Annotated in this window: 24 protein-coding genes; 19 read left to right on the plus strand and 5 right to left on the minus strand. The window is 66.2% G+C overall.

All coding sequences use genetic code 11. The features are described from left to right. From ACIQ42_RS02495 to ACIQ42_RS02510, 4 genes are all read left to right on the plus strand, one after another. Window positions 1–132: NifU family protein (locus ACIQ42_RS02495; protein WP_397420672.1), on the plus strand; the 132-nt coding region annotated here is incomplete at its 5' end. Window positions 133–165: 33 nt separating this feature from the next. Next, on the plus strand, window positions 166–792 hold the full coding sequence (gene tsaB, locus ACIQ42_RS02500) for a tRNA (adenosine(37)-N6)-threonylcarbamoyltransferase complex dimerization subunit type 1 TsaB (protein ID WP_397420673.1): 627 nt from the start codon (window positions 166–168) through the stop codon (window positions 790–792). Next, window positions 789–1244, plus strand: coding sequence for a GNAT family N-acetyltransferase (locus tag ACIQ42_RS02505; RefSeq protein ID WP_397420643.1), 456 nt, complete (start codon window positions 789–791; stop codon window positions 1242–1244). Before tsaB ends, ACIQ42_RS02505 begins: the two co-directional genes overlap by 4 nt. A gap of 69 nt (window positions 1245–1313) precedes the next feature. Further along, a complete protein-coding gene (locus ACIQ42_RS02510) occupies window positions 1314–1685 on the plus strand; it encodes a Fur family transcriptional regulator (protein ID WP_397420674.1) in 372 nt (123 codons plus the stop codon). A 5-nt stretch (window positions 1686–1690) separates the two neighbouring features. On the opposite strand, the gene ACIQ42_RS02515 is transcribed toward ACIQ42_RS02510, so the two are convergent. Beyond that, on the minus strand, window positions 1691–2554 hold the full coding sequence (locus ACIQ42_RS02515; protein WP_397420644.1) for an acyl-CoA thioesterase: 864 nt from the start codon (window positions 2552–2554) through the stop codon (window positions 1691–1693). Window positions 2555–2661: 107 nt separating this feature from the next. On the opposite strand from ACIQ42_RS02515, the gene ACIQ42_RS02520 reads away from it, so the two are divergent. From ACIQ42_RS02520 to rplS, 3 genes are read left to right on the plus strand one after another with little or no spacing between them, the layout of a single operon-like run. Further along, window positions 2662–3261: a hypothetical protein gene (locus ACIQ42_RS02520; RefSeq protein ID WP_397420645.1), complete on the plus strand. Its 600-nt coding sequence runs from the start codon at window positions 2662–2664 to the stop codon at window positions 3259–3261. A 39-nt stretch (window positions 3262–3300) separates the two neighbouring features. Next, complete coding sequence (trmD, locus tag ACIQ42_RS02525) at window positions 3301–4026, plus strand: tRNA (guanosine(37)-N1)-methyltransferase TrmD (protein WP_397420646.1); 726 nt, start codon at window positions 3301–3303, stop codon at window positions 4024–4026. A 5-nt stretch (window positions 4027–4031) separates the two neighbouring features. Beyond that, window positions 4032–4436 carry a 50S ribosomal protein L19 gene (rplS, locus tag ACIQ42_RS02530; RefSeq protein WP_397404564.1) on the plus strand — a complete coding sequence of 135 codons (405 nt, stop codon included), beginning with the start codon at window positions 4032–4034 and terminating at the stop codon, window positions 4434–4436. A gap of 60 nt (window positions 4437–4496) precedes the next feature. On the opposite strand, the gene ACIQ42_RS02535 is transcribed toward rplS, so the two are convergent. After that, window positions 4497–4898, minus strand: a complete 402-nt coding sequence (locus ACIQ42_RS02535; protein ID WP_397404562.1) for a GFA family protein — start codon at window positions 4896–4898, stop codon at window positions 4497–4499. After that, window positions 4895–5788 (minus strand): LysR family transcriptional regulator, encoded by an 894-nt coding sequence (locus ACIQ42_RS02540; RefSeq protein WP_397420647.1) that lies wholly within the window; start codon window positions 5786–5788, stop codon window positions 4895–4897. The genes ACIQ42_RS02535 and ACIQ42_RS02540 overlap by 4 nt, the downstream gene beginning before the upstream one ends. Window positions 5789–5873: 85 nt before the next feature. On the opposite strand from ACIQ42_RS02540, the gene ACIQ42_RS02545 reads away from it, so the two are divergent. The 10 genes from ACIQ42_RS02545 to rarD all read left to right on the plus strand — a co-directional run bounded on the left by ACIQ42_RS02545 (window position 5874) and on the right by rarD (window position 14172). Next, window positions 5874–6848, plus strand: coding sequence for an NAD-dependent epimerase/dehydratase family protein (locus tag ACIQ42_RS02545; RefSeq protein WP_397420648.1), 975 nt, complete (start codon window positions 5874–5876; stop codon window positions 6846–6848). Between the two features lie 61 nt (window positions 6849–6909). After that, on the plus strand, window positions 6910–8334 hold the full coding sequence (leuC, locus tag ACIQ42_RS02550) for a 3-isopropylmalate dehydratase large subunit (RefSeq protein WP_397420649.1): 1425 nt from the start codon (window positions 6910–6912) through the stop codon (window positions 8332–8334). Further along, on the plus strand, window positions 8331–9122 hold the full coding sequence (locus ACIQ42_RS02555) for a VOC family protein (protein ID WP_397420650.1): 792 nt from the start codon (window positions 8331–8333) through the stop codon (window positions 9120–9122). The genes leuC and ACIQ42_RS02555 overlap by 4 nt, the downstream gene beginning before the upstream one ends. Next, window positions 9122–9733 (plus strand): 3-isopropylmalate dehydratase small subunit, encoded by a 612-nt coding sequence (leuD, locus tag ACIQ42_RS02560; protein WP_397420651.1) that lies wholly within the window; start codon window positions 9122–9124, stop codon window positions 9731–9733. Before ACIQ42_RS02555 ends, leuD begins: the two co-directional genes overlap by 1 nt. Then, window positions 9730–10035, plus strand: coding sequence for a putative quinol monooxygenase (locus tag ACIQ42_RS02565; protein WP_397420652.1), 306 nt, complete (start codon window positions 9730–9732; stop codon window positions 10033–10035). Before leuD ends, ACIQ42_RS02565 begins: the two co-directional genes overlap by 4 nt. A 12-nt stretch (window positions 10036–10047) precedes the next feature. Then, entirely contained in the window at window positions 10048–11100 is a 1053-nt protein-coding gene (gene leuB / locus ACIQ42_RS02570) for a 3-isopropylmalate dehydrogenase (RefSeq protein ID WP_397420653.1), read from the plus strand. A 210-nt stretch (window positions 11101–11310) separates the two neighbouring features. Further along, the gene (locus ACIQ42_RS02575) at window positions 11311–11655 is read left to right on the plus strand and encodes a hypothetical protein (protein ID WP_397420654.1); all 345 of its coding nucleotides are present in this window, start codon (window positions 11311–11313) and stop codon (window positions 11653–11655) included. Between the two features lie 68 nt (window positions 11656–11723). Further along, complete coding sequence (locus ACIQ42_RS02580; RefSeq protein ID WP_397420655.1) at window positions 11724–12164, plus strand: EVE domain-containing protein; 441 nt, start codon at window positions 11724–11726, stop codon at window positions 12162–12164. A gap of 67 nt (window positions 12165–12231) precedes the next feature. Next, the gene (locus ACIQ42_RS02585; protein ID WP_397420656.1) at window positions 12232–13263 is read left to right on the plus strand and encodes an aspartate-semialdehyde dehydrogenase; all 1032 of its coding nucleotides are present in this window, start codon (window positions 12232–12234) and stop codon (window positions 13261–13263) included. Next, window positions 13264–14172 (plus strand): EamA family transporter RarD, encoded by a 909-nt coding sequence (rarD, locus tag ACIQ42_RS02590; RefSeq protein WP_397420657.1) that lies wholly within the window; start codon window positions 13264–13266, stop codon window positions 14170–14172. Here rarD and ACIQ42_RS02595 read toward each other — a convergent pair. After that, window positions 14167–15294: a serine hydrolase domain-containing protein gene (locus ACIQ42_RS02595; protein WP_397420658.1), complete on the minus strand. Its 1128-nt coding sequence runs from the start codon at window positions 15292–15294 to the stop codon at window positions 14167–14169. The two genes, rarD and ACIQ42_RS02595, sit on opposite strands and share 6 nt — an antisense overlap. Beyond that, window positions 15291–16136 (minus strand): PfkB family carbohydrate kinase, encoded by an 846-nt coding sequence (locus ACIQ42_RS02600; protein ID WP_397420659.1) that lies wholly within the window; start codon window positions 16134–16136, stop codon window positions 15291–15293. Before ACIQ42_RS02600 ends, ACIQ42_RS02595 begins: the two co-directional genes overlap by 4 nt. A 197-nt stretch (window positions 16137–16333) precedes the next feature. Here ACIQ42_RS02600 and ACIQ42_RS02605 point away from each other — a divergent pair, with 197 nt between their 5' ends. Beyond that, entirely contained in the window at window positions 16334–17335 is a 1002-nt protein-coding gene (locus ACIQ42_RS02605; RefSeq protein WP_397420660.1) for an NADPH:quinone oxidoreductase family protein, read from the plus strand. Between the two features lie 71 nt (window positions 17336–17406). Next, window positions 17407–18936 carry an alkaline phosphatase D family protein gene (locus ACIQ42_RS02610; RefSeq protein WP_397420661.1) on the plus strand — a complete coding sequence of 510 codons (1530 nt, stop codon included), beginning with the start codon at window positions 17407–17409 and terminating at the stop codon, window positions 18934–18936.

Consider the following 18936-nt stretch of genomic DNA (forward strand, 5'->3'; position numbering starts at 1 on the left):
GGGGTGGTCTGGCTCAACATGCGCGGTGCCTGCTCCGGCTGCCCTTCATCGTCAGCGACGCTGAAGTCCGGGGTGGAGAACATGCTGAAGCACTATGTCCCGGAAGTGACGCGGGTCGAGCAGGCCCTTTAAGCGGCGTCGCGAACCGGCTAACGGGGCGCCATGATTGTCCTGGGGCTGGATACCTGCCTGAATGCCTGTTCGGTGGCGGTGCTCGACGGCCCGACCGTGCTGGCCCACCACACAGCCTTGATGGCGCGGGGTCATCAGGAGCGGCTGGCGCCCATGGTGCAGGCCGTGATGGCCGAATCCGGGCTTTCCTTTGATCGCCTTCAACGTATCGGCGCAACCGTGGGGCCGGGCTCGTTCACGGGGTTGCGGGTCGGCGTGGCGTTTGCGAAGGGCTTGGCCTCGGCGCTGACGATAGCCGCCGTCGGGGTCGGGACGCTCGAAGCCCTCGTCGCAGATCAACCCGGGCTGACGGCAGCGATCCTGGATGCCCGTCGCGACCAGGTCTATTTTCAGGTGTTCGAATCCGGGGTGGCCCTGATGGCGCCCGACGTCCTGCCGTTGGGAACCGCGGCGGCCCGGCTGGCCGAGTTGAGCCATGGTCGGCCGGTCACCCTGATCGGCTCGGGCGCGTCCTTGCTGGCGCCGGCTTTTCCTGACGCAGTGACCCGCGCGCCCGACGGCAGTGATCCGCGCCAGGTCGCCCGCCTTGCGGCTGCACGTTCGGTCACCCCGATACGGCCCCTCTATCTGCGGGCACCCGACGCCCGGTTGCCCGCATGAACGTGAGTTTCGCCGCTCCGGTCGATGCGCCCGACATGGCCGCCGTTCACGCCCAGGCGTTCGACAAGCCCTGGGACGAGACCGATTTCGAGGATCTGCTGGACGGCGAGGGCATCTTCGGCGTGGTCGCCCGCGACCCCGGGCCAGCCGGCGTGTTGATCTGCCGGGCGGTTGCGGGGGAAGCAGAGGTCCTGACGGTGGGTGTTGCAACCACCTCCCGCCGTCGGGGCATCGCTCGTGCGCTGATGGAAATGGCGATCTCCCGGGCGCGGTCTATGCAGGCCCTGGAGATGTTCCTGGAAGTCGACGTCGCCAGCTCCGGCGCCGTGGCGCTCTACACCGGCCTGGGATTTGTGCAGACCGGCCTGCGCAGGGGCTACTATGATAGGGGCGCCGCCGGACTGGCCGACGCGCTCGTTATGCGTCTCGACCTGACGAAGCCGCCGAACTAGACCTATCGAAACAGGAAGGGAGAACACCTCGTGTCGGACCGAATCGAGAAGCTCTGCCTGGCCAAGAACATGCGCATGACCGATCAGCGCCGTGTGATCGCGCGCGTGCTGTCGGTGTCCTCAGACCACCCTGATGTCGAAGAACTCCACCGCCGGGCGCACGCGGTGGATCCGCACATTTCCATCGCCACCGTCTATCGCACGGTGCGGCTGTTCGAGGAGGCCGGGATAATTGACCGGCTGGACTTCCGCGACGGGCGCTCGCGCTATGAGGAACACAGCGACGACCATCACGACCACCTCATCGACATGAAGACCGGCAAGGTGGTGGAGTTCGTCGACGCCGAGATCGAGGCGCTGCAGGAAGCTATCGCCCGCAAACTTGGCTACCGGCTGGTGGACCACCGGCTGGAACTGTACGGGATGCCCCTCGAAGACTGAGGCCCCTATGTCTTCGCCCGCATCCGCATCAGGCCTTCCTGGGCGACCGAGGCCACCAGGGTTCCATCCTCGGCGTAGATCGATCCGCGGATAAATCCACGTCCGCCTGAGGCGGACGGACTGTCGTGGGCGTAGAGGTGCCACTGGTTGAAGTCCGTGGTCTTGTGGAACCACATGGCGTGGTCGAGGCTGGCCGACTGAAAGCCGGGCGTCTGCCAGTGCACGCCGTGGGGCCGCATGCCGGTGGACAGCAGGTTCATGTCGGAGGCGTAGGCGAGAATAACCTGATGCATGTGGGCGTCATCGCCGATGGGCGTGCGGCAGCGGAACCAGTTCTGGGCCACGGCTGGCTTGGGGCCGTTGCGCCAGTAGTTCCGGGCGTCCTCGGCCCGCATTTCGATCGGCCGTTCGCGGCCGGCCCACTTCTTCATCTCCTCTGGCGCGGTCTTCATGAACTCCCGCATCATTTCCGCTTCGTCGGGCAGTTCGCTCCAGTGCGGTCCTGGCGGCATGTCGGACTGATGCTCGAAGCCCTCCTGCGCGGCCATGAAAGAGGCGGCGAGGTTGAAGATCTGCTCTCCATGCTGCACCGCCACCACGCGGCGGGTCGTGAAGCTGCCGCCATCCCGGGACCGGTCCACTTCGAAGACGATGGGTATGCGCGGATCACCCGGTCGAATGAAATAACAGTGCAGCGAGTGGCACACACGCTCTTCCACCGTCTCATAGGCCGCCAGCAGGGACTGGGCGATCACCTGGCCACCAAAGATGCGCGGGCCCATGCCGTCGGGGGTGATGCCCCGGAACAGATTCAGCTCCAGGCGTTCAAGCTGGAGGGATTCCACGAGGGTCTGGATGGCGTCGGTCACGATCTGGCGGCCATGCTGCAATTGCGAAGGCGCGTGGATTACGCCCCGCCCGCTCTTGCGGCAAGCGGCCCTTGCCGAGAGGGTGGTCCTGGCCCCATGTTGCCGACATGGGGGACGTAGCGGAAGCCATAAGACCGATCTGGCGCACGCCGCTCGCCGCCGCACTGGCCGGGTGGATGGCGATTGTCATTGGCGCGACCCTTTCGTCAGGGCGACTGATGGAAATCGTGCCCGGCGAGGCGCTGCCGGTGCTGGCGGTGGCGGTATATGCCGCGCCGCTTCCGATCCTGCTGGGCTGGAGCATCTGGGCCATGTTGCGCGAGCCCACGACCGCCTGGCTGGCGCCGACCATATTCCTGGCCTTCTGCGGGGCCTTCGTACCCGCTTTCGGGCCGCTGCTGGAGATCGGAACCCGGCTCAATTTCGAATCCCGGCGGGCGGTCTATGACGCCATTGTCGCCGAGGCGGTCCGCACACGTGCGCTCGGCGGGCCCGATGGCGCTGTAATCGGTGTGCGCGATGGCGTGCGCTACCGATATCGCGCGGACCGCCCTGGCGAGATCGATTTCATCTGGGCCCGGTCCGGCGCCTTCGCCGAGGGCATCCTCTACGACAGCAGCCCCTGTGTGGGGCGTCCGGGGATGCTCTGCGCCGATCGGGGTGAACTGCTGGACGGCTTCTACAGGCACTACCGGTTCATCTTCTGAGGCTTGACGGCCCCGCCTGCGCAGGTCCTTTGACCGCCCATGTCCTTCGACTGTTCTGTCCTGACCATGTTTCCCGAGGCCTTTCCGGGCCCGCTTGGCGTGTCGCTGATCGGCACGGCCTGGCGCGAGCAGGGCCTCTGGTCGCTGGAAACAGTGGACATCCGGGGCTTTTCCAAAGATAAGCGCGGCTTCCTGGACGACACCCCTGCCGGGGGAGGTCCGGGTCAGGTGATGCGAGCGGACGTCATCGCTTCTGCACTCGACAGTGTGGAGCGGCGGGGACGGCCGCTTTTGTATATGAGCGCCCGGGGAAAACCCCTCACCCAGGCGCGGGTCCATGAGTGGTCCAGAGGGCCGGGACTGATCGTCCTCTGCGGTCGGTTCGAGGGGGTGGACCAGCGGGTGCTTGACGCCCGCGGGTTCGAGGAGGTCGTCGTGGGCGACGCGGTGCTCGCCGGTGGCGAGGCGGCGGCGCTGGTGGCGATCGAGGCGTGCGTACGGCTGGTTCCGGGAGTTCTGGGGCAGGCCGAGAGTTTGAGTGAAGAAAGCTTCGAGGACGGTCTCCTCGAGCATCCGCAGTACACACGGCCGCGGACGTTCGAAGGACTGGAAATCCCCGAGGTGCTGCTCTCGGGTCACCATGCGGATATCCGCAAATGGCGGCAGGGGATGCGGCAGGAGACCACGCGGAAACAGCGGCCCGATCTCTGGGACCGGCTGCCCGCCAATCAACAGGCAAAGGGCGATAAAGCCCGGAAGGATTGAGTAAAATGGCTGCGAACATCATTCAGGAACTGCGCAAGGAAGAAGCCGACCGCCTGCTGGCCGTCCGGCAGATCCCCGAGTTCCGCCCCGGCGACACGGTGCGCGTGAACGTGAAGATCAAGGAAGGCGAGCGCGAGCGCGTCCAGGCCTATGAGGGCGTCGTGATCGCCCGTGGCGGCCAGGGCATCGACGAGAGCTTCACCGTCCGCAAGATTTCCTTCGGCGAAGGCGTGGAGCGGGTTTTCCCGATGCTCTCGCCCAACATCGAATCCATCGAAGTGAAGCGCCGCGGCGTCGTCCGGCGCGCCAAGCTCTATTACCTGCGCGACCGCCGCGGGAAGTCGGCGCGGATCGCCGAACGTCAGATGAACACCAACAAGGCCGTCGCGGAGACCGCTTCGGAAGGCTAGGACTGACCGTCACGTCAGACCAATTCGGCGGTTGGAGCAATCCAGCCGCCGTTTTTGTATCTATGGTTCAACATAGCCAGCCGCGCACTGCGGCAGGCCGTCGTCCAGCTTCAGCCAGTCCAGCTTGCCCGACACCCAGATGTGGACGGTGGGCGCAATGGCGTCCGGATCATCGAGCGTCGCCAGCGAGACGCCCAGCCGCGCGGGGGCATCCTTGGGCCGGGCGAACATCGGGGTTCCGCAGCGGGCGCAGGACAACCGGTCAATGCGCGGCGATGAGGGCCAGGACGTTGTCGCGCCGCTCCAGGTGATATCTTCCGCACGGAAGATCGCCCTTGCGAAAAACGGCGCACCGGTCGCCTTCTGGCAAAGTCGGCAGTGACAGACCCGGACATTGGCGGGCGCGGCCGCCGATGCCCACCGTACCTGTCCGCAAAGGCAACCACCGGCGCAGGCGGTCACGGGACCTCGGCCACGTAGTCGCCCAGGGTCCTTGCAAGGTAGTCGAACATCAGCCGGATGCGCGGCGTGCCGCGCAGGGTCTCGTGCATGCAGATCCAGACCTCGAGCTTGAAGCTGAACGCGCCGGGCAGAACCGGAACCAGATTGTTCCGCCGACCCACCTGATGCTGGCAGACCCCGATTCCGAACCCGGCTTTCAGCGCCGCGAGCTGGGCCGCGTCGTTGTCTGTGCGCAGCGCAAACAGGTCGCGGGTGATCGGCACGCCAATGTTCAACTGGTTGACCAGCTCCGGGAAATTCCGGTCGAAGCCGATCAGGGTGTGGCGCGTCAGGTCCTCGAATCCCTGCGGTTGACCCTTCCGCGCGATATAGTCAGCGGTGGCATAGAAGCCGAGTTTCAGGTCCCCGACCTTCTTGGCGACCAGGCTGTTCTGGGTGGGCCGCGACATCCGCACCGCCACATCGGCGTCACGACGGGTCAGGTCCTCCAGCTTGTTGGACAGGGTCAGCTCCACGTCGATGCCCGGATGAGCGTCGTGGAAGCCGGCCAGGATCTCCGGAAGAACTTCGATGCCTACGATCTCGCTGGCAGCCAGGCGAACCACCCCGCCCTCGCCGGAAGCGACGCCAGTTGCATCACGCCCCGCAGCGCTGGCGGCGGCGTACATGTCGGCCAGGTGCGGAAGGAATGCCAACGCCAGGTCCGTAGGCTGCAGACCTCTGGGGCTGCGCAGAAACAAGGGTGCGCCCAGCTGACGTTCGAGCTGGTCGATGTGCCGGCCCAGGGTCGGCTGGGTCAGGCGCCTGATCTTGGCGGCGGCTGAGAAACTGCCGGCCTCCAGAACGGCGTGAAGGCTCTGCAGAAGGTCCCAGTCGGGTGTGTGAGGCATACACTTGCGAATAGCTGTTCTGCTCGAAAAGGCAATTCCGTTCGGCGCTGGTCAGGCTCAGGTTTCGGCCCAACGGAGACCAGATATGACCCAAGCTTCTCAACCTCTGGCGCTGGTGATCGGCGCCACCGGCGGTATGGGCGGCGCGCTTGCCGACCGGCTTGTCACGGCCGGCTGGCAGGTTCGAGCCCTCAACCGCAATCCTGATCTGGCTCTCGTCGGTTGCCCCGATCTGGAGTGGCTCAAGGGCGACGCCATGGTCGAAGCCGACGTCGTCTCGGCGGCTGAGGGCGCGCAGATCATTGTCCATGCCGTCAACCCGGCCCGATACAGGAACTGGGCCGGCCTGCTGATGCCGATGCTCGACAACACGATCGCCGCCGCTAGGGCCTCGGGCGCGCGGATCCTGTTGCCGGGCAATGTCTACAACTATGGCGAAGACGCCCTGCCGCTGATCTCAGAGACGTCGCCCCAGAGCCCCATCAGCCGCAAGGGCGCGATCCGGGTGCAGATGGAAAAGGCGCTCCGTGCCGCGGCTACGGACGGGGTTCATAGCCTGATCGTCCGGGCAGGCGACTTCTTTGGCCCCAGGCCGACCGGGGGCAGCATGTTCGCCCAGGCCCTGGTGAAGCCGGAACGACCGGTGACCGCCGTCAGCTATCCGGGGCCGCTGGCGATCCCCCATGCCTGGGCCTACCTGCCCGATCTCGCCGAAACGTTTGTTCGCCTGTTGGACACCGACCTTGGTCCGTTCGAGGTGTTCCACTTCCAGGGCCACGAGGTCACCGGCGACGGTTTCGTGGATGCCCTGCAGATCGCGGCGGGGCGCAAGCTCAAGGTCGGTCGACTGCCCTGGTTCGCCCTGCGCGCCATGGCACCCTTCAATGAAACGATGCGGGAGCTGTCGGAGATGAAGTATCTCTGGGATCGGCCCGTGCTGCTGGACAATAGCCGGCTGGTGGCGAAACTCGGCTCAGAGCCGCGCACGCCTTTGCCCGTCGCCTTACGGGCGGCGCTGGCCGGGATGGGGTCGTTACCCGCCGCCGCCATCGCCGCCTGACGCCGGATTTCCCGCCTCCAGGCTCTGGACGCAGGCGGCGCCAACGACCTACATGCGGCCCATGGCTGGCAAGACACTCTATGACAAGATCTGGGACGCGCACGTCGTTGATGAAACCGACGGCGAAGCGATCCTCTACATCGACCTGCACCTGATCCATGAGGTGACGACGCCGCAGGCGTTCGCGGGCCTTCGGGCGAACCGCCGCGCCGTGCGCCGGCCCGACCGCACCCTGGCGGTGGCGGATCACAACGTGCCCACCGAGGGTCAGGCGCTGGGTGTCGACGCTGTGGCCGATCTGGAAGCGCGGCTGCAGCTGCAGACCCTGACGAAGAACGTCGCCGACTTCGGGATCGAGTATTTCCCTATGGGCGACATCCGCAACGGCATCGTCCATGTGGTGGGGCCGGAACAGGGGCGCACCCAGCCCGGCATGACCATTGTCTGCGGCGACAGCCACACCTCGACGCACGGCGCGTTCGGGGCCTTGGCCCAAGGGATTGGCACCTCGGAGGTCGAGCATGTGCTGGCCACCCAGACGCTGCGCCAGAAGAAATCAAAGAACTTCCGGGTCAATATCGAAGGCGAGCCCGCCCCGGGCGTCGGCGCCAAGGACTTCGCGCTGGCAGTGATCGGCGCGATCGGTACGGCGGGCGGCACTGGGTCGGTGATCGAATACGCCGGATCGGCCATCCGGGCGCTGTCGATGGAAGGTCGCATGACCCTGTGCAACCTGACCATCGAGGCGGGCGCACGCGCTGGCCTGGTGGCGCCCGACGAGACCACCTACGCCTATCTGACGGGTCGTCCGGCGGCGCCCAAAGGCGGCGGCTGGGAGATGGCGCTCAGCTACTGGAAGACGCTCTATTCCGACGACGACGCGGTGTTTGATCGTGAGATTCATCTGGACGCAGCCACCATCGCGCCGCTGGTCACCTGGGGCACCAGCCCGGAGGACGTGGTGGCGGTTACCGGCCACGCGCCGGACCCGGCTGATTTCGACGCGCCGGACAAGCAGGCTGCCATCGCCCGCGCTCTGGACTACATGGGTCTGACCGCCGGCCAGCCCATGACCGACGCGAAGGTCGACGTGGTGTTCATTGGCTCGTGCACCAACAGCCGGATCGAAGACCTGCGCACGGCAGCCGCCATCGTGCAGACCGCCTTCCTGAACGGCCGTCTCGTGGCGCCGCATGTACGGGCCATGGTGGTGCCGGGTTCCGGCCTCGTCAGCCATCAGGCCGAGGAAGAGGGGCTGGACGCGATCTTCAAGGCCGCCGGTTTTGAATGGCGCGAGCCGGGCTGTTCGATGTGCTTAGGGATGAACCCCGACCGGCTGACCCCCGGCCAGCGCTGTGCGTCCACCTCCAACCGCAACTTCGAAGGTCGCCAGGGTCGCGGCGGACGCACCCACCTGATGAGCCCCGCCATGGCCGCCGCCGCCGCCATCGCCGGTCACATCGCCGATGTGAGGGATTTCCTTTGATCACCGGCCTGGACCACATCGCCATCGCCGTTCGCGACTTCAAAGCGACCGTTGACGCCTACCGCCGGCTGTTCGGCCGCGAGCCTGATCTGGAGCCGGGCGACGGCGCGCACCGGGCCTGGTTCCGCTTTCCCAACATGGCCTTCGAGATCATTGCGCCCGGCGACGATCACCCGGGTCATCAGGTCCGCAAGCGCCTCGAGGACGCCGGCGAGGGCCAGTGGCTGGCTGCGTTCCAGGTAGACGACGTGGCCGGTTCGACGCGCCTGCTGGAGCGGCGCGGTCTGGCGGTGGAGCCGATGGGCGCGCTGAGCCGGATTCAGGCCGCTGGATTACACTTCCTGCTCTGGCCCAGCCGCGCACCCACGACATCGCCCGCGACAGGCGACGAGGCCGCCGCCGTCGCCGAACTGGATCACGTGGTCGTCCAGACCCCGAACGCCGACCGCGCCGTCGGCATCTATGGGGCCAAGTTCGGCATGGATCTGCGGCTGGATCGTTCCAACGAACAGTGGGGTGTGCGCCAGCTGTTCTTCCGCTGTGGCAGCGCGGTGTTCGAAGTGGCCGCCAGCCTGAAAACCGCCCCCACCGACGGCCCCGACAGCTTCGGCGGCCTGGCCTGGCGGGTGAGCGATCCCGAGGCGGCGCGCGCCCGGATGATCGCCGAGGGGTTCAATGTCTCCGAGGTCCGTACGGGCCGTAAACCCGGCACCAAGGTCTTTACGGTGCGCGATGCACCGGGCGGCGTACCGACCCTGATGCTTCAACAGAACGCGGATCCCGCCTGATGGAACCCTTCACCCGCCTGGACGCCAAGTCGGCCCCGTTGCCGCTGGCCAATATCGACACCGACCAGATCATCCCGAAACAGTTCCTCAAGACGGTGGAGCGGGCGGGGCTGGCCAAGGGGCTGTTCTACGACCTGCGATTTGACGAGCAGGGCGTGGAGAAGCCGGATTTCGTGCTGAACCGGCCTGAGTACAAGGGCGCGGGCGTGCTGGTGACCGGCGACAATTTCGGCTGCGGGTCCAGTCGCGAGCATGCGCCCTGGGCGCTGATGGACTTTGGGGTCAAGGCGGTGATCTCCACCAGCTTCGCCGACATCTTCTACAACAACTGCTTCCAGAACGGCCTGCTGCCGGTGGTGCTGAAGGCCGAGGAGGTCGCCCAGCTGATGGACGAGGCCCGGGGCGGCAACCACGTGGTCAGCATCGACCTGGAGACCCAACGTGTCACCTCGCCGTCGGGCAAGGTGTTCACCTTCGAGATCGATCCGCAGCGCAAACAGAAGATGCTCCTGGGCCTGGACGCCATTGGCGAGACCCTGACCGCCGCCAGGTCCATCGACACCTATGAGATGAAGCGCGCGCTCTCCCAGCCCTGGCTGGAAGAGGCATGAAGGTCATCGTCGCCGGCACCGTGCGCGTGCCGCCGGAAAACATCGAGAAGCTGCGCCCGCACATGCATACGATGCTGGCGGCCAGTCGGGCTGAGGACGGGTGTGAGACCTATTCCTATGGGTTCGACGCCAGGGACGAAGGTCTGGTCCGGGTTTTCGAGATATGGCGCGATCAGGCGGCGATCGAGGCCCACTTCAAGGCACCGCACATGGCGCCCTGGCGCGCGGCCGGCGCCGAGCTTGGGGTTTTCGAGCGCAAGCTCAGCCTCTATGAGGTCGCCTCCGAACGCGCTCTAGGCTGAAGGCCCGACACCATGACCGATCTGCTGCTCCTGCCCGGTGACGGGATCGGGCCGGAAGTGACCGCCCAGGCGCGTCGCGTTGCGGAAGCCCTGACGCCGGATCTGAAAATCGCGGAGGGCCCCTTCGGCGGCGGCAGTTTTGACGCCCATGGCAGCCCGCTGACGGACGATACCCTCGCCGCCGCCAAGGCCGCCAAGGCCGTCCTGATGGGTGCCGTCGGCGGTCCCCAGTGGGCCAGTGCGCCGCGCGACAAGCGCCCCGAGGCCGGGCTGCTCGCCTTGCGCGCCGGTATGGGCGTGTTCGCCAACCTGCGTCCCGCACTCTGCTTCCAGCCCCTGGCCGACGCCTCCAGCCTCAAGCGCGAGGTGATCGAGGGCCTGGATCTGATGATCGTGCGCGAACTGACCGGCGGCATCTATTTTGGCGCGCCCCGCTTTATCGAGGACCTGCCGGGCGGTGGGCAGCGGGCGGTGGACACCCAGGTCTATACGACGATGGAGATCGAGCGCGTCGCCCGCGTCGCCTTCGAACTGGCCCGGGGACGCCGAAACAAGGTGACCAGCGCCGAGAAATCCAATGTGATGGATTCAGGCCTGCTGTGGCGGCGCGTGGTCACCGACCTGCACACCCGCGACTATGCCGATGTCGAGCTGGAGCACATCCTGGCCGACAACGCCGCCATGCAGATCGTCAAGAACCCCAAGCAGTTTGACGTGCTGGTCACGGACAACCTGTTCGGTGACATCCTCTCGGACATCTCGGCCCAGCTGACCGGTTCGCTGGGCATGTTGCCCTCGGCGGCGCTGGGTGTCGCCGGAACGCCCGGCCTCTATGAGCCGATCCACGGCTCGGCGCCGGATATCGCCGGACAGGGCGTGGCCAATCCTCTGGCCTCTATTCTCTCCTTCGAGATGGCGCTGCGCTGGTCGCTGGGCCGTCCCGCCGAGGCGGATCGGCTCTACGCCGCCGTAGGCCGCACCTTGGCCGATGGCGCGCGAACGCGGGATCTGGGCGGATCGCTGACTACGGTGCAGATGGGCGACGCGGTACTGGCCAGCCTCTAGAGTCTGAGCCGCCCGCGCATCCACAGCCGGCAACCGAACAGCATAAATGTTGAGGCCTGAAGCCACCCGTGCAGACTGCCCGCTCCTGAGCCCCGGTCAACCAGGGCCGACAACCCTGTGTTGCAGCGTAAGGGTGTCGTTAAGGCCTTGGCGTCAGGATAGCGCCCCGAAACCAGTTTAGTATCTCACCCTCTGAGGACTACGAAGGTCATGGACGCCGCCGCGCAGAAGCGCCTTTCATTTGTGGATGCCGCCGAGACGGAGTTCGCCGTCCTAAGCGACCGGTTTGACGCGGCGGGCCTCAGCGCCCTGCGCGCCGTGGTTTCCGGATATCCCGACACCGGCGCGCCGGGCGCAGGCGAGGTCACCGCTAGCCTGTTCATGCTGCTGGAGCGCCTGATTTCAGACGTCCGGATGGATCATCAGGCCATAGCGGTTCATCTTCGAGCCTGGCGCCTTATGCTGACGACCAATCCAGATGCCGAGGCGACGCGCTTGCTGATCAATGGCCTAAAGGCAATCCGGGATCACAGCACCCAGAACAAGGCTGCCTGACGCGGCATTGACGCCGAAGGCGCCAAACTCCCATCCTTGGGTTCAGCGCCCTTGGAGATCGCCCCGTCATGACCACCAGCTACTGGCTCGTGAAGTCCGAGCCTGCGAAGTACGCTTTCAGCGATCTGGAGCGCGAGGGGCGAACCATTTGGGACGGCGTCAGGAACAATGCCGCTGCGCTCCATCTGCGCGCCATGAAAGTGGACGATCAGGTCCTCTACTATCACTCGCGGGAAGGCCTCGCGGTGGTGGGTCTAGCCAAGGTGGTGCGGGAGTCGTTTCCGGACCCATCTGATCCCGCGGGCCGGTTCGTCGCGGTGGAACTGGCCCCCGTCCGGGCGTTGATGCGGGAGGTCACCCTGTCGGAGCTGAAAGCCAATCCCACGCTGGCCGCCATGGCCATGCTGCGGCAGAGCCGTCTTTCGGTCTCGCCGGTGACGGCGGTCGAATGGGCCGAGATCCTGACGATGGCCGGCGAGGCCTGGCCACCGGCGGGGCACGAGGGTTGAGCGCCCAACTTGCGCATCGGGGCCGCACGGCGTAACGGAACCCTCCCTCAAGTCCAGGAGACATCCAATGGGTTACCGGGTCGCCGTTGTGGGCGCCACGGGCAACGTGGGCCGTGAAATGTTGAACATCCTCGAGGAACTCAAGTTCCCCGTGGACAAGATTCACGCCATTGCCTCGCGCAAATCCATCGGGGTCGAGGTCTCGTTCGGCGACCGGATCGTCAAGTGCGAGGATATCGCTCAGTTCGACTTCTCGACGGTGGATCTCGTCCTGATGAGTGTGTCCGGGACCTTCTCCAAGGAATGGTCTCCGAAGATCGGCGCCGCTGGCCCCATCGTGATCGACAACTCCTCGGCGTTCCGGATGGACCCCGATGTGCCGCTGGTAGTGCCGGAAGTGAACCCGGACGATGTGATGTGGGCCAACCGCAAGAACATCATCGCCAACCCCAACTGCTCCACCGCCCAACTGGTGGTGGCGCTGAAGCCGCTGCATGACCTAGCGAAAATCAAGCGCGTGGTGGTCTCGACCTACCAGTCGGTCTCCGGCGCGGGCAAGGAGGGCATGGACGAGCTGTTCGACCAGACCAAGAACGTCTTCGTGCTGGGCGCGACGCCGCCGAACAAGTTCCCCAAGCAGATCGCCTTCAACGTCATTCCGTTCATCGGCGCCTTCCAGGACGATGGCTACACCGACGAGGAACAGAAGATGTGGAAGGAGACCCACAAGATCCTCGACGCCGACATCAAGCTGACCGTGACCTGTGTGCGCGTCCCGGTAATGGTGGGCCACTCCGAGTCGGTGAACATCGAATTCCATAATCCGATCGACGAGGACGAGGCCCGTGACCTTCTGCGCGAATCTCCCGGCCTGATCGTGATCGATAAGCGCGACAGCACGGGCTACATGACGCCCAAGGAAGCCCAGGGCGAGCACCCGGTGTTTGTCAGCCGGATCCGCAGGGACCCGACCGTTGAGAACGGCCTGAACCTCTGGGTAGTGGCCGACAACCTGCGCAAGGGCGCGGCGCTCAACGCCGTGCAGATCGCCGAGCTGCTGCACGAACGCGGCCTGATCCGCCAGAAAGCGCTGGCGTAGGTGCCCACGCCGTCTGCGCCGGGGGCTGAGGCCCGCACGGCTCTGACGGCGGGGATCGGCTGCTATCTGATCTGGGGCTTTGTGCCGCTGGCCTTCCAGCTGATGGGCCGGATGGGCATATCACCCTGGGAAATCGTCGCGCACCGGACCATCTGGGCGGTGCCGGTGGCCCTGGCGTTCGTACTGGCCGCACGCCAGAGCCGGCAGGTGCTGAGCGTATTGCGCAATGCGCGCGTCATGGGCTGGCTAGCCCTCTCGGCGGCGCTGATCGGCGGCAACTGGCTGCTCTATATCTGGGCCGTCAACTCGGGCCGCGTGCTGGAAACCAGCCTCGGATATTACATCAACCCCTTGCTGGCGATGGCGGCGGGCGCCCTCATCTTCGGAGAGCGGATCGACCGCTTCGGCGCCCTGGCCATCGGTCTGGCGGCGATAGGTGTCGTTATCCAGACTGTGGCGCTGGGACATCTCCCGGTGGTTTCACTGGTGCTTGCGCTCACCTTTTGCGGCTATGCCATCGTACGCAAGCGGGTGGCGGCGGACGCCCAGACCGGGCTCCTGGTCGAGTGTCTGCTGCTGGCCGGCCCGAGCCTGGTCTATGCGATATGGTTGCAGGGCTCCGGCGCCGGCAACTTCGGCGCGGGCGTCTCCGCCACGGCCTGGTTGCTGGCCTGCGGTCCGCTGACCGCCACACCCCTGATGCTGTTCGCCTGGGCGGCGCGACGCATCCCGCTGTCGTTCATGGGCTTCCTGCAGTTCATGGGTCCGACCATCGGCTTCGGCATCGGCCTGTCCCAGGGCGAGGCCTTCACGCCCGTAAGAGCCGTCTCGTTCGTCTTCATCTGGGCGGGCGCGGCGGTGTTTGCGTGGGGCGCGTGGCGGCGGTCGCGGGCGGTGACGGCCTCATAGACCGGCGTAGGCCGCTTCGATCAACCGCCGCGGGCGCAGATCCCCCATGAGCGCGACGCCCTGCTTGTTCATCACATAGGCGCCGCCCAGTCGGTGCTCCGGGTCGGCGAAGGCGCAGGCGCCGCCCCATCCGGCGTGGCCGAAGGTGTGCTCGCCCGGTCCCCAGGGAAAGTTGGGCGGATTGCGCATGAACCCGGCGCCCCAGCTCATGTCGAAGGGCAGGACCAGATCCTGGCCACGAATGCGTTCGCGCGAGGCCTCGGCGATCATGGCGGGCGACAGCAGTTCACCGCCTTCCAGCCAGCCATCGTTGGCCAGTCCGCCCATCAGCCGGGCGAGCGCCGCGGCAGTGGCGTAGCCGTTGGTGGAGGGCACGCCCATGCGCCGATAGTCGTCGCCTGCCTTGCCAGCGGCGGATGACCACGGCGTGAGGAAGGCGGCGCGGGTGGCGGCGTTGACCTCGCCAAACGCAGGCAGTCCTCCGGGGCGTTGAAGGTCGGCGAGGCGCGCCTCGACGCCGGACGGCAGGCCGATCCAGATGTCCAGATCGAACGGGTCGCCGATGTCTTCCCGAAATGCTGTGGCCAGAGGTCGCCCGTCGACGCGCCGGAAGATCTCGCCTGTGATGTAGCCCACCGTGACGGGGTGGTAGCCACTGGCCGAGCCCGGCGGCCACATGGGCGTCATGGCAGCCAGCCGCCCGCAGATGGCGTCCCAGTCCAGCCAGAGCGCCGGGTCCATCAGCTCGGGGAAACCCGGTAGACCCGCCTGATGCGAGATCACCTGCTCGATGGTGACCGAGGCTTTCCCGGCCGCCGCGAATTCCGGCCAGACGCTGGCGACCGTCTGGCTGTAGGTGAGTTTCCCCTTATCCACCAACCGCACGATCATCAGGGCGGCGAGCGCCTTGGTGGTCGAGAAGACCGGTGCGAGCGTGTGCTCGTGCCAGGCCACGGTGCGCTGGCGATCCGCCCAGCCGGCCCAGAGGTCCAGCACGACCTCACCGGCCTCAACCAGGGTGAAGCGGGCGCCCAGTTCCTCGCCCGCGGCGATGCTGCCGGCGAAGACATCCTTCACGTGAGACAGGCGCTGCGGGGCGAAGCCTGAGATCTCGAGCCTCACAGGACCTCAATCCGGACGTCGGCGGTGGGGTTCACCAACCGGTCGGCCATAGCGATAATGGGCAACTCGGCAGACTTCCAGAGTCTTGCGGCGCGGACGATCTCGGCGGCTGCGCGGGCGGTGCGTTCGGCGGCGTCGCGAGGGTCCATCCCCTCCACCAGGCCCGCGCCAAAACTGGCCGTCACCAGATCGCCTGTTCCCTTGGGTGTGTTCTCCACGGCGGGATGGGCGAACAGGACCGCCTCCTCCTTGTCCACATAGAGCAGGCCGATCTCGTCCGGCCGTGCGGGCGCAGAAGTGACCAGGGCGGGTTTGCCCAGAGATCGCGCGGCGTCACGGGCCTCATCTGCCGTCGTGATCTGCCGGTCGGTGAGGAATCCGAGCTCCCACAGGTTGGGGGTGATCCAGTCGGCCAGCGGCACCAGCAGGGTCTCGACGGCATTGGCCACTTCCGGGCGGACGTAGAGGCCTCCAGGGGCATCGCCCAGGACCGGATCCACCAGCACCAGAGGCCGCGGGCCCCAGTCTGCGCTGCGCTTGGTGGTGCGCACCCGTTCAATCACACCGGCGGCGATCTCTACCTGCTCCGCGTCGGAGAAATGGCCGGTGATGATCAGGTCTATCATGCCGAACAGAGCGTCGGCCTCTATGTCGCCCAGCATTCGCCGGAACACATCCGGCCGGGTTACCTCACCTTGCCCGCCGCGGGCCGGCGTGCGACCAAAAAGGGAGGTGGGGGCCAGTACAGGATCGATCTTGTGCGCGGCCAGCACATACTGCTGGGCCGCCCCGCCAATGCGGGAGGCCGCGACGAACGAGGATAGGATCAGGGCTGTGGGCACCAGAGGCCGTTAGCCCAGAAGCTCATGGCGAACCAGAAAGATTCTACTTTACATGGTGAAACCGCAAGAGGATGCCACTTGAAGTGGCAGATCCTTTCAACCACTCGTCGGGCCACCCTCCGGGAAAGATGGGATGGCGCTTCAAACATTCGTTCGAGACAGCTAGGTTCGCGCAAACCTGAGCGGGAGAGATGTCTATGAAAGCGCTGTTGAGCAAGGCTGTTGGCGGTCCGGAGACCCTGGTGCTGGATGAGATGCCATCCCCGGAAGCCAAGCCGGGCTGGGCTGTGGTCAGCGTCAAGGCCGTGGGCGTCAATTTTCCCGACACCCTGATCATCGAGGACAAATATCAGTTCAAACCTGCTCGCCCGTTCTCGCCGGGCGGCGAGATCTCAGGCGTGGTGAAGTCGGTTGGCGAGGGCGTCACCCATGTGAAGCCGGGCGACCGGGTGCTGGGCAATACCGGCTGGGGCGGGATGGCCGAGGAGCTGGCGCTGGAAGCCCACCGCCTGGTGAAAATTCCCGACAGCATGCCCTTCGATGACGCTGCCGCCTTCATCATGACGTACGGCACCAGCTGGCATGCGCTCAAGGACCGGGCCAACCTGCAGCCCGGACAGACCATGCTGGTGCTGGGCGCGGCGGGCGGCGTTGGCCTGGCGGCGGTGGAACTGGGCAAGGCCATGGGCGCGCGGGTGATCGCAGCGTGCTCCAGCCAGGAAAAGGTTGACCTTTGCATCAGCCGGGGCGCTGACGCTGGCGTGGTCTATGGCCGGGGTCCCTTCGACCGCGACGGCCAGAAGGCGCTGGCCGGCCTGTTCAAGGAGGCCTGCGGCCCTGACGGCGCCGACGTGATCTATGACGCCATCGGTGACGCTTACGCCGAGCCTGCGCTGCGCTCCATCGCCTGGGAGGGAAAGTATCTAGTGGTGGGCTTCGCCGCCGGTGAGATCCCGAAGATCCCGCTGAACCTGGCCTTGCTGAAGGGCTGCGAGATCGTGGGGGTTTTCTGGGGTGCCTGGGTCACCAAGAACCCGGAACGGCATCAGGTCAGCGTGGCCGAGCTTATGCAGATGTATGCCGACGGCAAGATCAAGCCCTACGTTTCCGAGCGCTTCACCCTGGCCAACGCGTCGGCCGCCATCACTCACCTGGCCAGCCGCAAGGCCATGGGCAAGGTGGTGGTGATGATCGAATAGATCGGACGCGGGCAACAGAACTGTCATCGACCGCGTCCAGGATGCCGGCCGGTCACGAAAGGTCATGCGGAATGTCGTCACGCCGACAGCTATTGGTGCAGGCGGCGGCTCTCGCTGGCGCTGCGCTCACCCCCGCAGCCTGGTCGTCGGCCATCGCCCAGACCCGGATGGCTGATGACCCGTTCGGGCTGGGTGTCGCCTCTGGCGAACCTTCGCCAGACGGCATGGTGCTCTGGACCCGGCTGGCGCCGAAGCTACGCGAGCCCCTGGGCGGAATGACACCGGCCCCGGTGACGGTGCGTTGGGAAGTCGCGACGGATCCGGCCATGCGGCAAACAGTGGCCCGTGGCCGGGCCCTGGCCGTCGCTGAGGCGGGTCATTCGATCCATGTCGAAGTGCGGGGTTTGAGTCCCGGGCGGGAGTACTGGTATCGGTTCAACGCCGCCGGCCACGCCAGCCCGATCGGTCGCACCCGCACATCGCCGGCCGCCGACGTCGCCATTGACCGGCTGAAACTGGCCTATGCCTCATGTCAGAAGTATTCGGCGGGCTACTATTCGGCCCATGCCGTCCTGGCGGCGGACCAGCCGGATCTGGTGCTCTTCCTGGGCGACTACATCTATGAGGAAGCTAACACCGGCAGGGGCGTCCGCGCTCATCCGGTCGCCGAGCCCGTCGATCTGGCCGGCTATCGCGAGCGCTACGCCTGGTACAAGGCTGATGAAAATCTTCAGGCCGCACACGCGGCGGCGCCCTGGATGGTGACCTGGGATGATCACGAGGTCGCCAATGACTACGGCGGTGACCAGGATCGCACCAATCCTTCGCCGGCCACCTTCCTGAAACGCCGGGCGGCAGCCTATCAGGCTTTCTACGAGAACATGCCGCTGCGGCGAAACCGCATGCCGGTGGGCCCCGACATGTTGCTCTACCGGTCACTGGACTGGGGGCGCCTGGCGCAGGTTCAGATGCTGGACACCCGCCAGTACCGCAATCACCGTACCTGTGAAGCCGTCTCGGAGGGCAAGCGGATCCCGGCCGACTGCCCCGAGCGATCCGAGCCGTCCCGGTCACTGCTGGGCGACCCGCAGGAGCAGTGGCTGCAGGGCCGGTTCCGGTCGACCCCGGCTCAATGGAACCTGCTGGCGCAACAGTATCTGATGGGTGAACTGTTCAGTGCCCCGGGCAAGGTGGGAAATGACGGTTGGGACGGCTATGTGGCCTCGCGCCGCCGGGTGCTGGAGGGCTGGCGCGACGCCAAGGTCTCCAACCCTATGGTGCTTGGTGGCGATATCCATTGTTTCTTTGCGGGCGAACTTTCGCTGGAACCCGGCGGCAAGCCGCTGGCCAGCGAGTTCGTCGGCGGCTCGATCAGCTCGCTGGGCCGACCCAACCTCGACATCAACCGGCTTGTGGCGGGCAACCCGCGTCTGAAGTACGGCGACGGCGAGAGCCGGGGCTACGGTCGCGTCGAGATTACTCCCAGGGCTGCGACCGTCACCTTCCGGGCCGTCGCCGATGCTCTGGTTCCGAACTCGACAGTGAGCGATCTGGCGACGTTCGTTGTCGAGGCCGGTAATCCGGAGCTGAAACGTGTTTGA

This window comes from Phenylobacterium sp., assembly GCF_044372605.1.
GTDB lineage: Bacteria > Pseudomonadota > Alphaproteobacteria > Caulobacterales > Caulobacteraceae > Phenylobacterium.

Coding starts and splice junctions, on each gene's coding strand:
- leuB (WP_397420653.1), top strand. CDS start 10,048: ATGACCGATCTGCTGCTCCTGCCCGGTGACGGGATCGGGCCGGAAGTG.
- ACIQ42_RS02575 (WP_397420654.1), top strand. CDS start 11,311: ATGGACGCCGCCGCGCAGAAGCGCCTTTCATTTGTGGATGCCGCCGAG.
- ACIQ42_RS02545 (WP_397420648.1), top strand. CDS start 5,874: ATGACCCAAGCTTCTCAACCTCTGGCGCTGGTGATCGGCGCCACCGGC.
- ACIQ42_RS02610 (WP_397420661.1), top strand. CDS start 17,407: ATGTCGTCACGCCGACAGCTATTGGTGCAGGCGGCGGCTCTCGCTGGC.
- trmD (WP_397420646.1), top strand. CDS start 3,301: ATGTCCTTCGACTGTTCTGTCCTGACCATGTTTCCCGAGGCCTTTCCG.
- ACIQ42_RS02505 (WP_397420643.1), top strand. CDS start 789: ATGAACGTGAGTTTCGCCGCTCCGGTCGATGCGCCCGACATGGCCGCC.
- leuC (WP_397420649.1), top strand. CDS start 6,910: ATGGCTGGCAAGACACTCTATGACAAGATCTGGGACGCGCACGTCGTT.
- ACIQ42_RS02510 (WP_397420674.1), top strand. CDS start 1,314: ATGCGCATGACCGATCAGCGCCGTGTGATCGCGCGCGTGCTGTCGGTG.
- rplS (WP_397404564.1), top strand. CDS start 4,032: ATGGCTGCGAACATCATTCAGGAACTGCGCAAGGAAGAAGCCGACCGC.
- ACIQ42_RS02585 (WP_397420656.1), top strand. CDS start 12,232: ATGGGTTACCGGGTCGCCGTTGTGGGCGCCACGGGCAACGTGGGCCGT.
- leuD (WP_397420651.1), top strand. CDS start 9,122: ATGGAACCCTTCACCCGCCTGGACGCCAAGTCGGCCCCGTTGCCGCTG.
- ACIQ42_RS02605 (WP_397420660.1), top strand. CDS start 16,334: ATGAAAGCGCTGTTGAGCAAGGCTGTTGGCGGTCCGGAGACCCTGGTG.
- ACIQ42_RS02540 (WP_397420647.1), bottom strand. CDS start 5,788: ATGCCTCACACACCCGACTGGGACCTTCTGCAGAGCCTTCACGCCGTT.
- ACIQ42_RS02565 (WP_397420652.1), top strand. CDS start 9,730: ATGAAGGTCATCGTCGCCGGCACCGTGCGCGTGCCGCCGGAAAACATC.
- ACIQ42_RS02520 (WP_397420645.1), top strand. CDS start 2,662: ATGGGGGACGTAGCGGAAGCCATAAGACCGATCTGGCGCACGCCGCTC.
- ACIQ42_RS02580 (WP_397420655.1), top strand. CDS start 11,724: ATGACCACCAGCTACTGGCTCGTGAAGTCCGAGCCTGCGAAGTACGCT.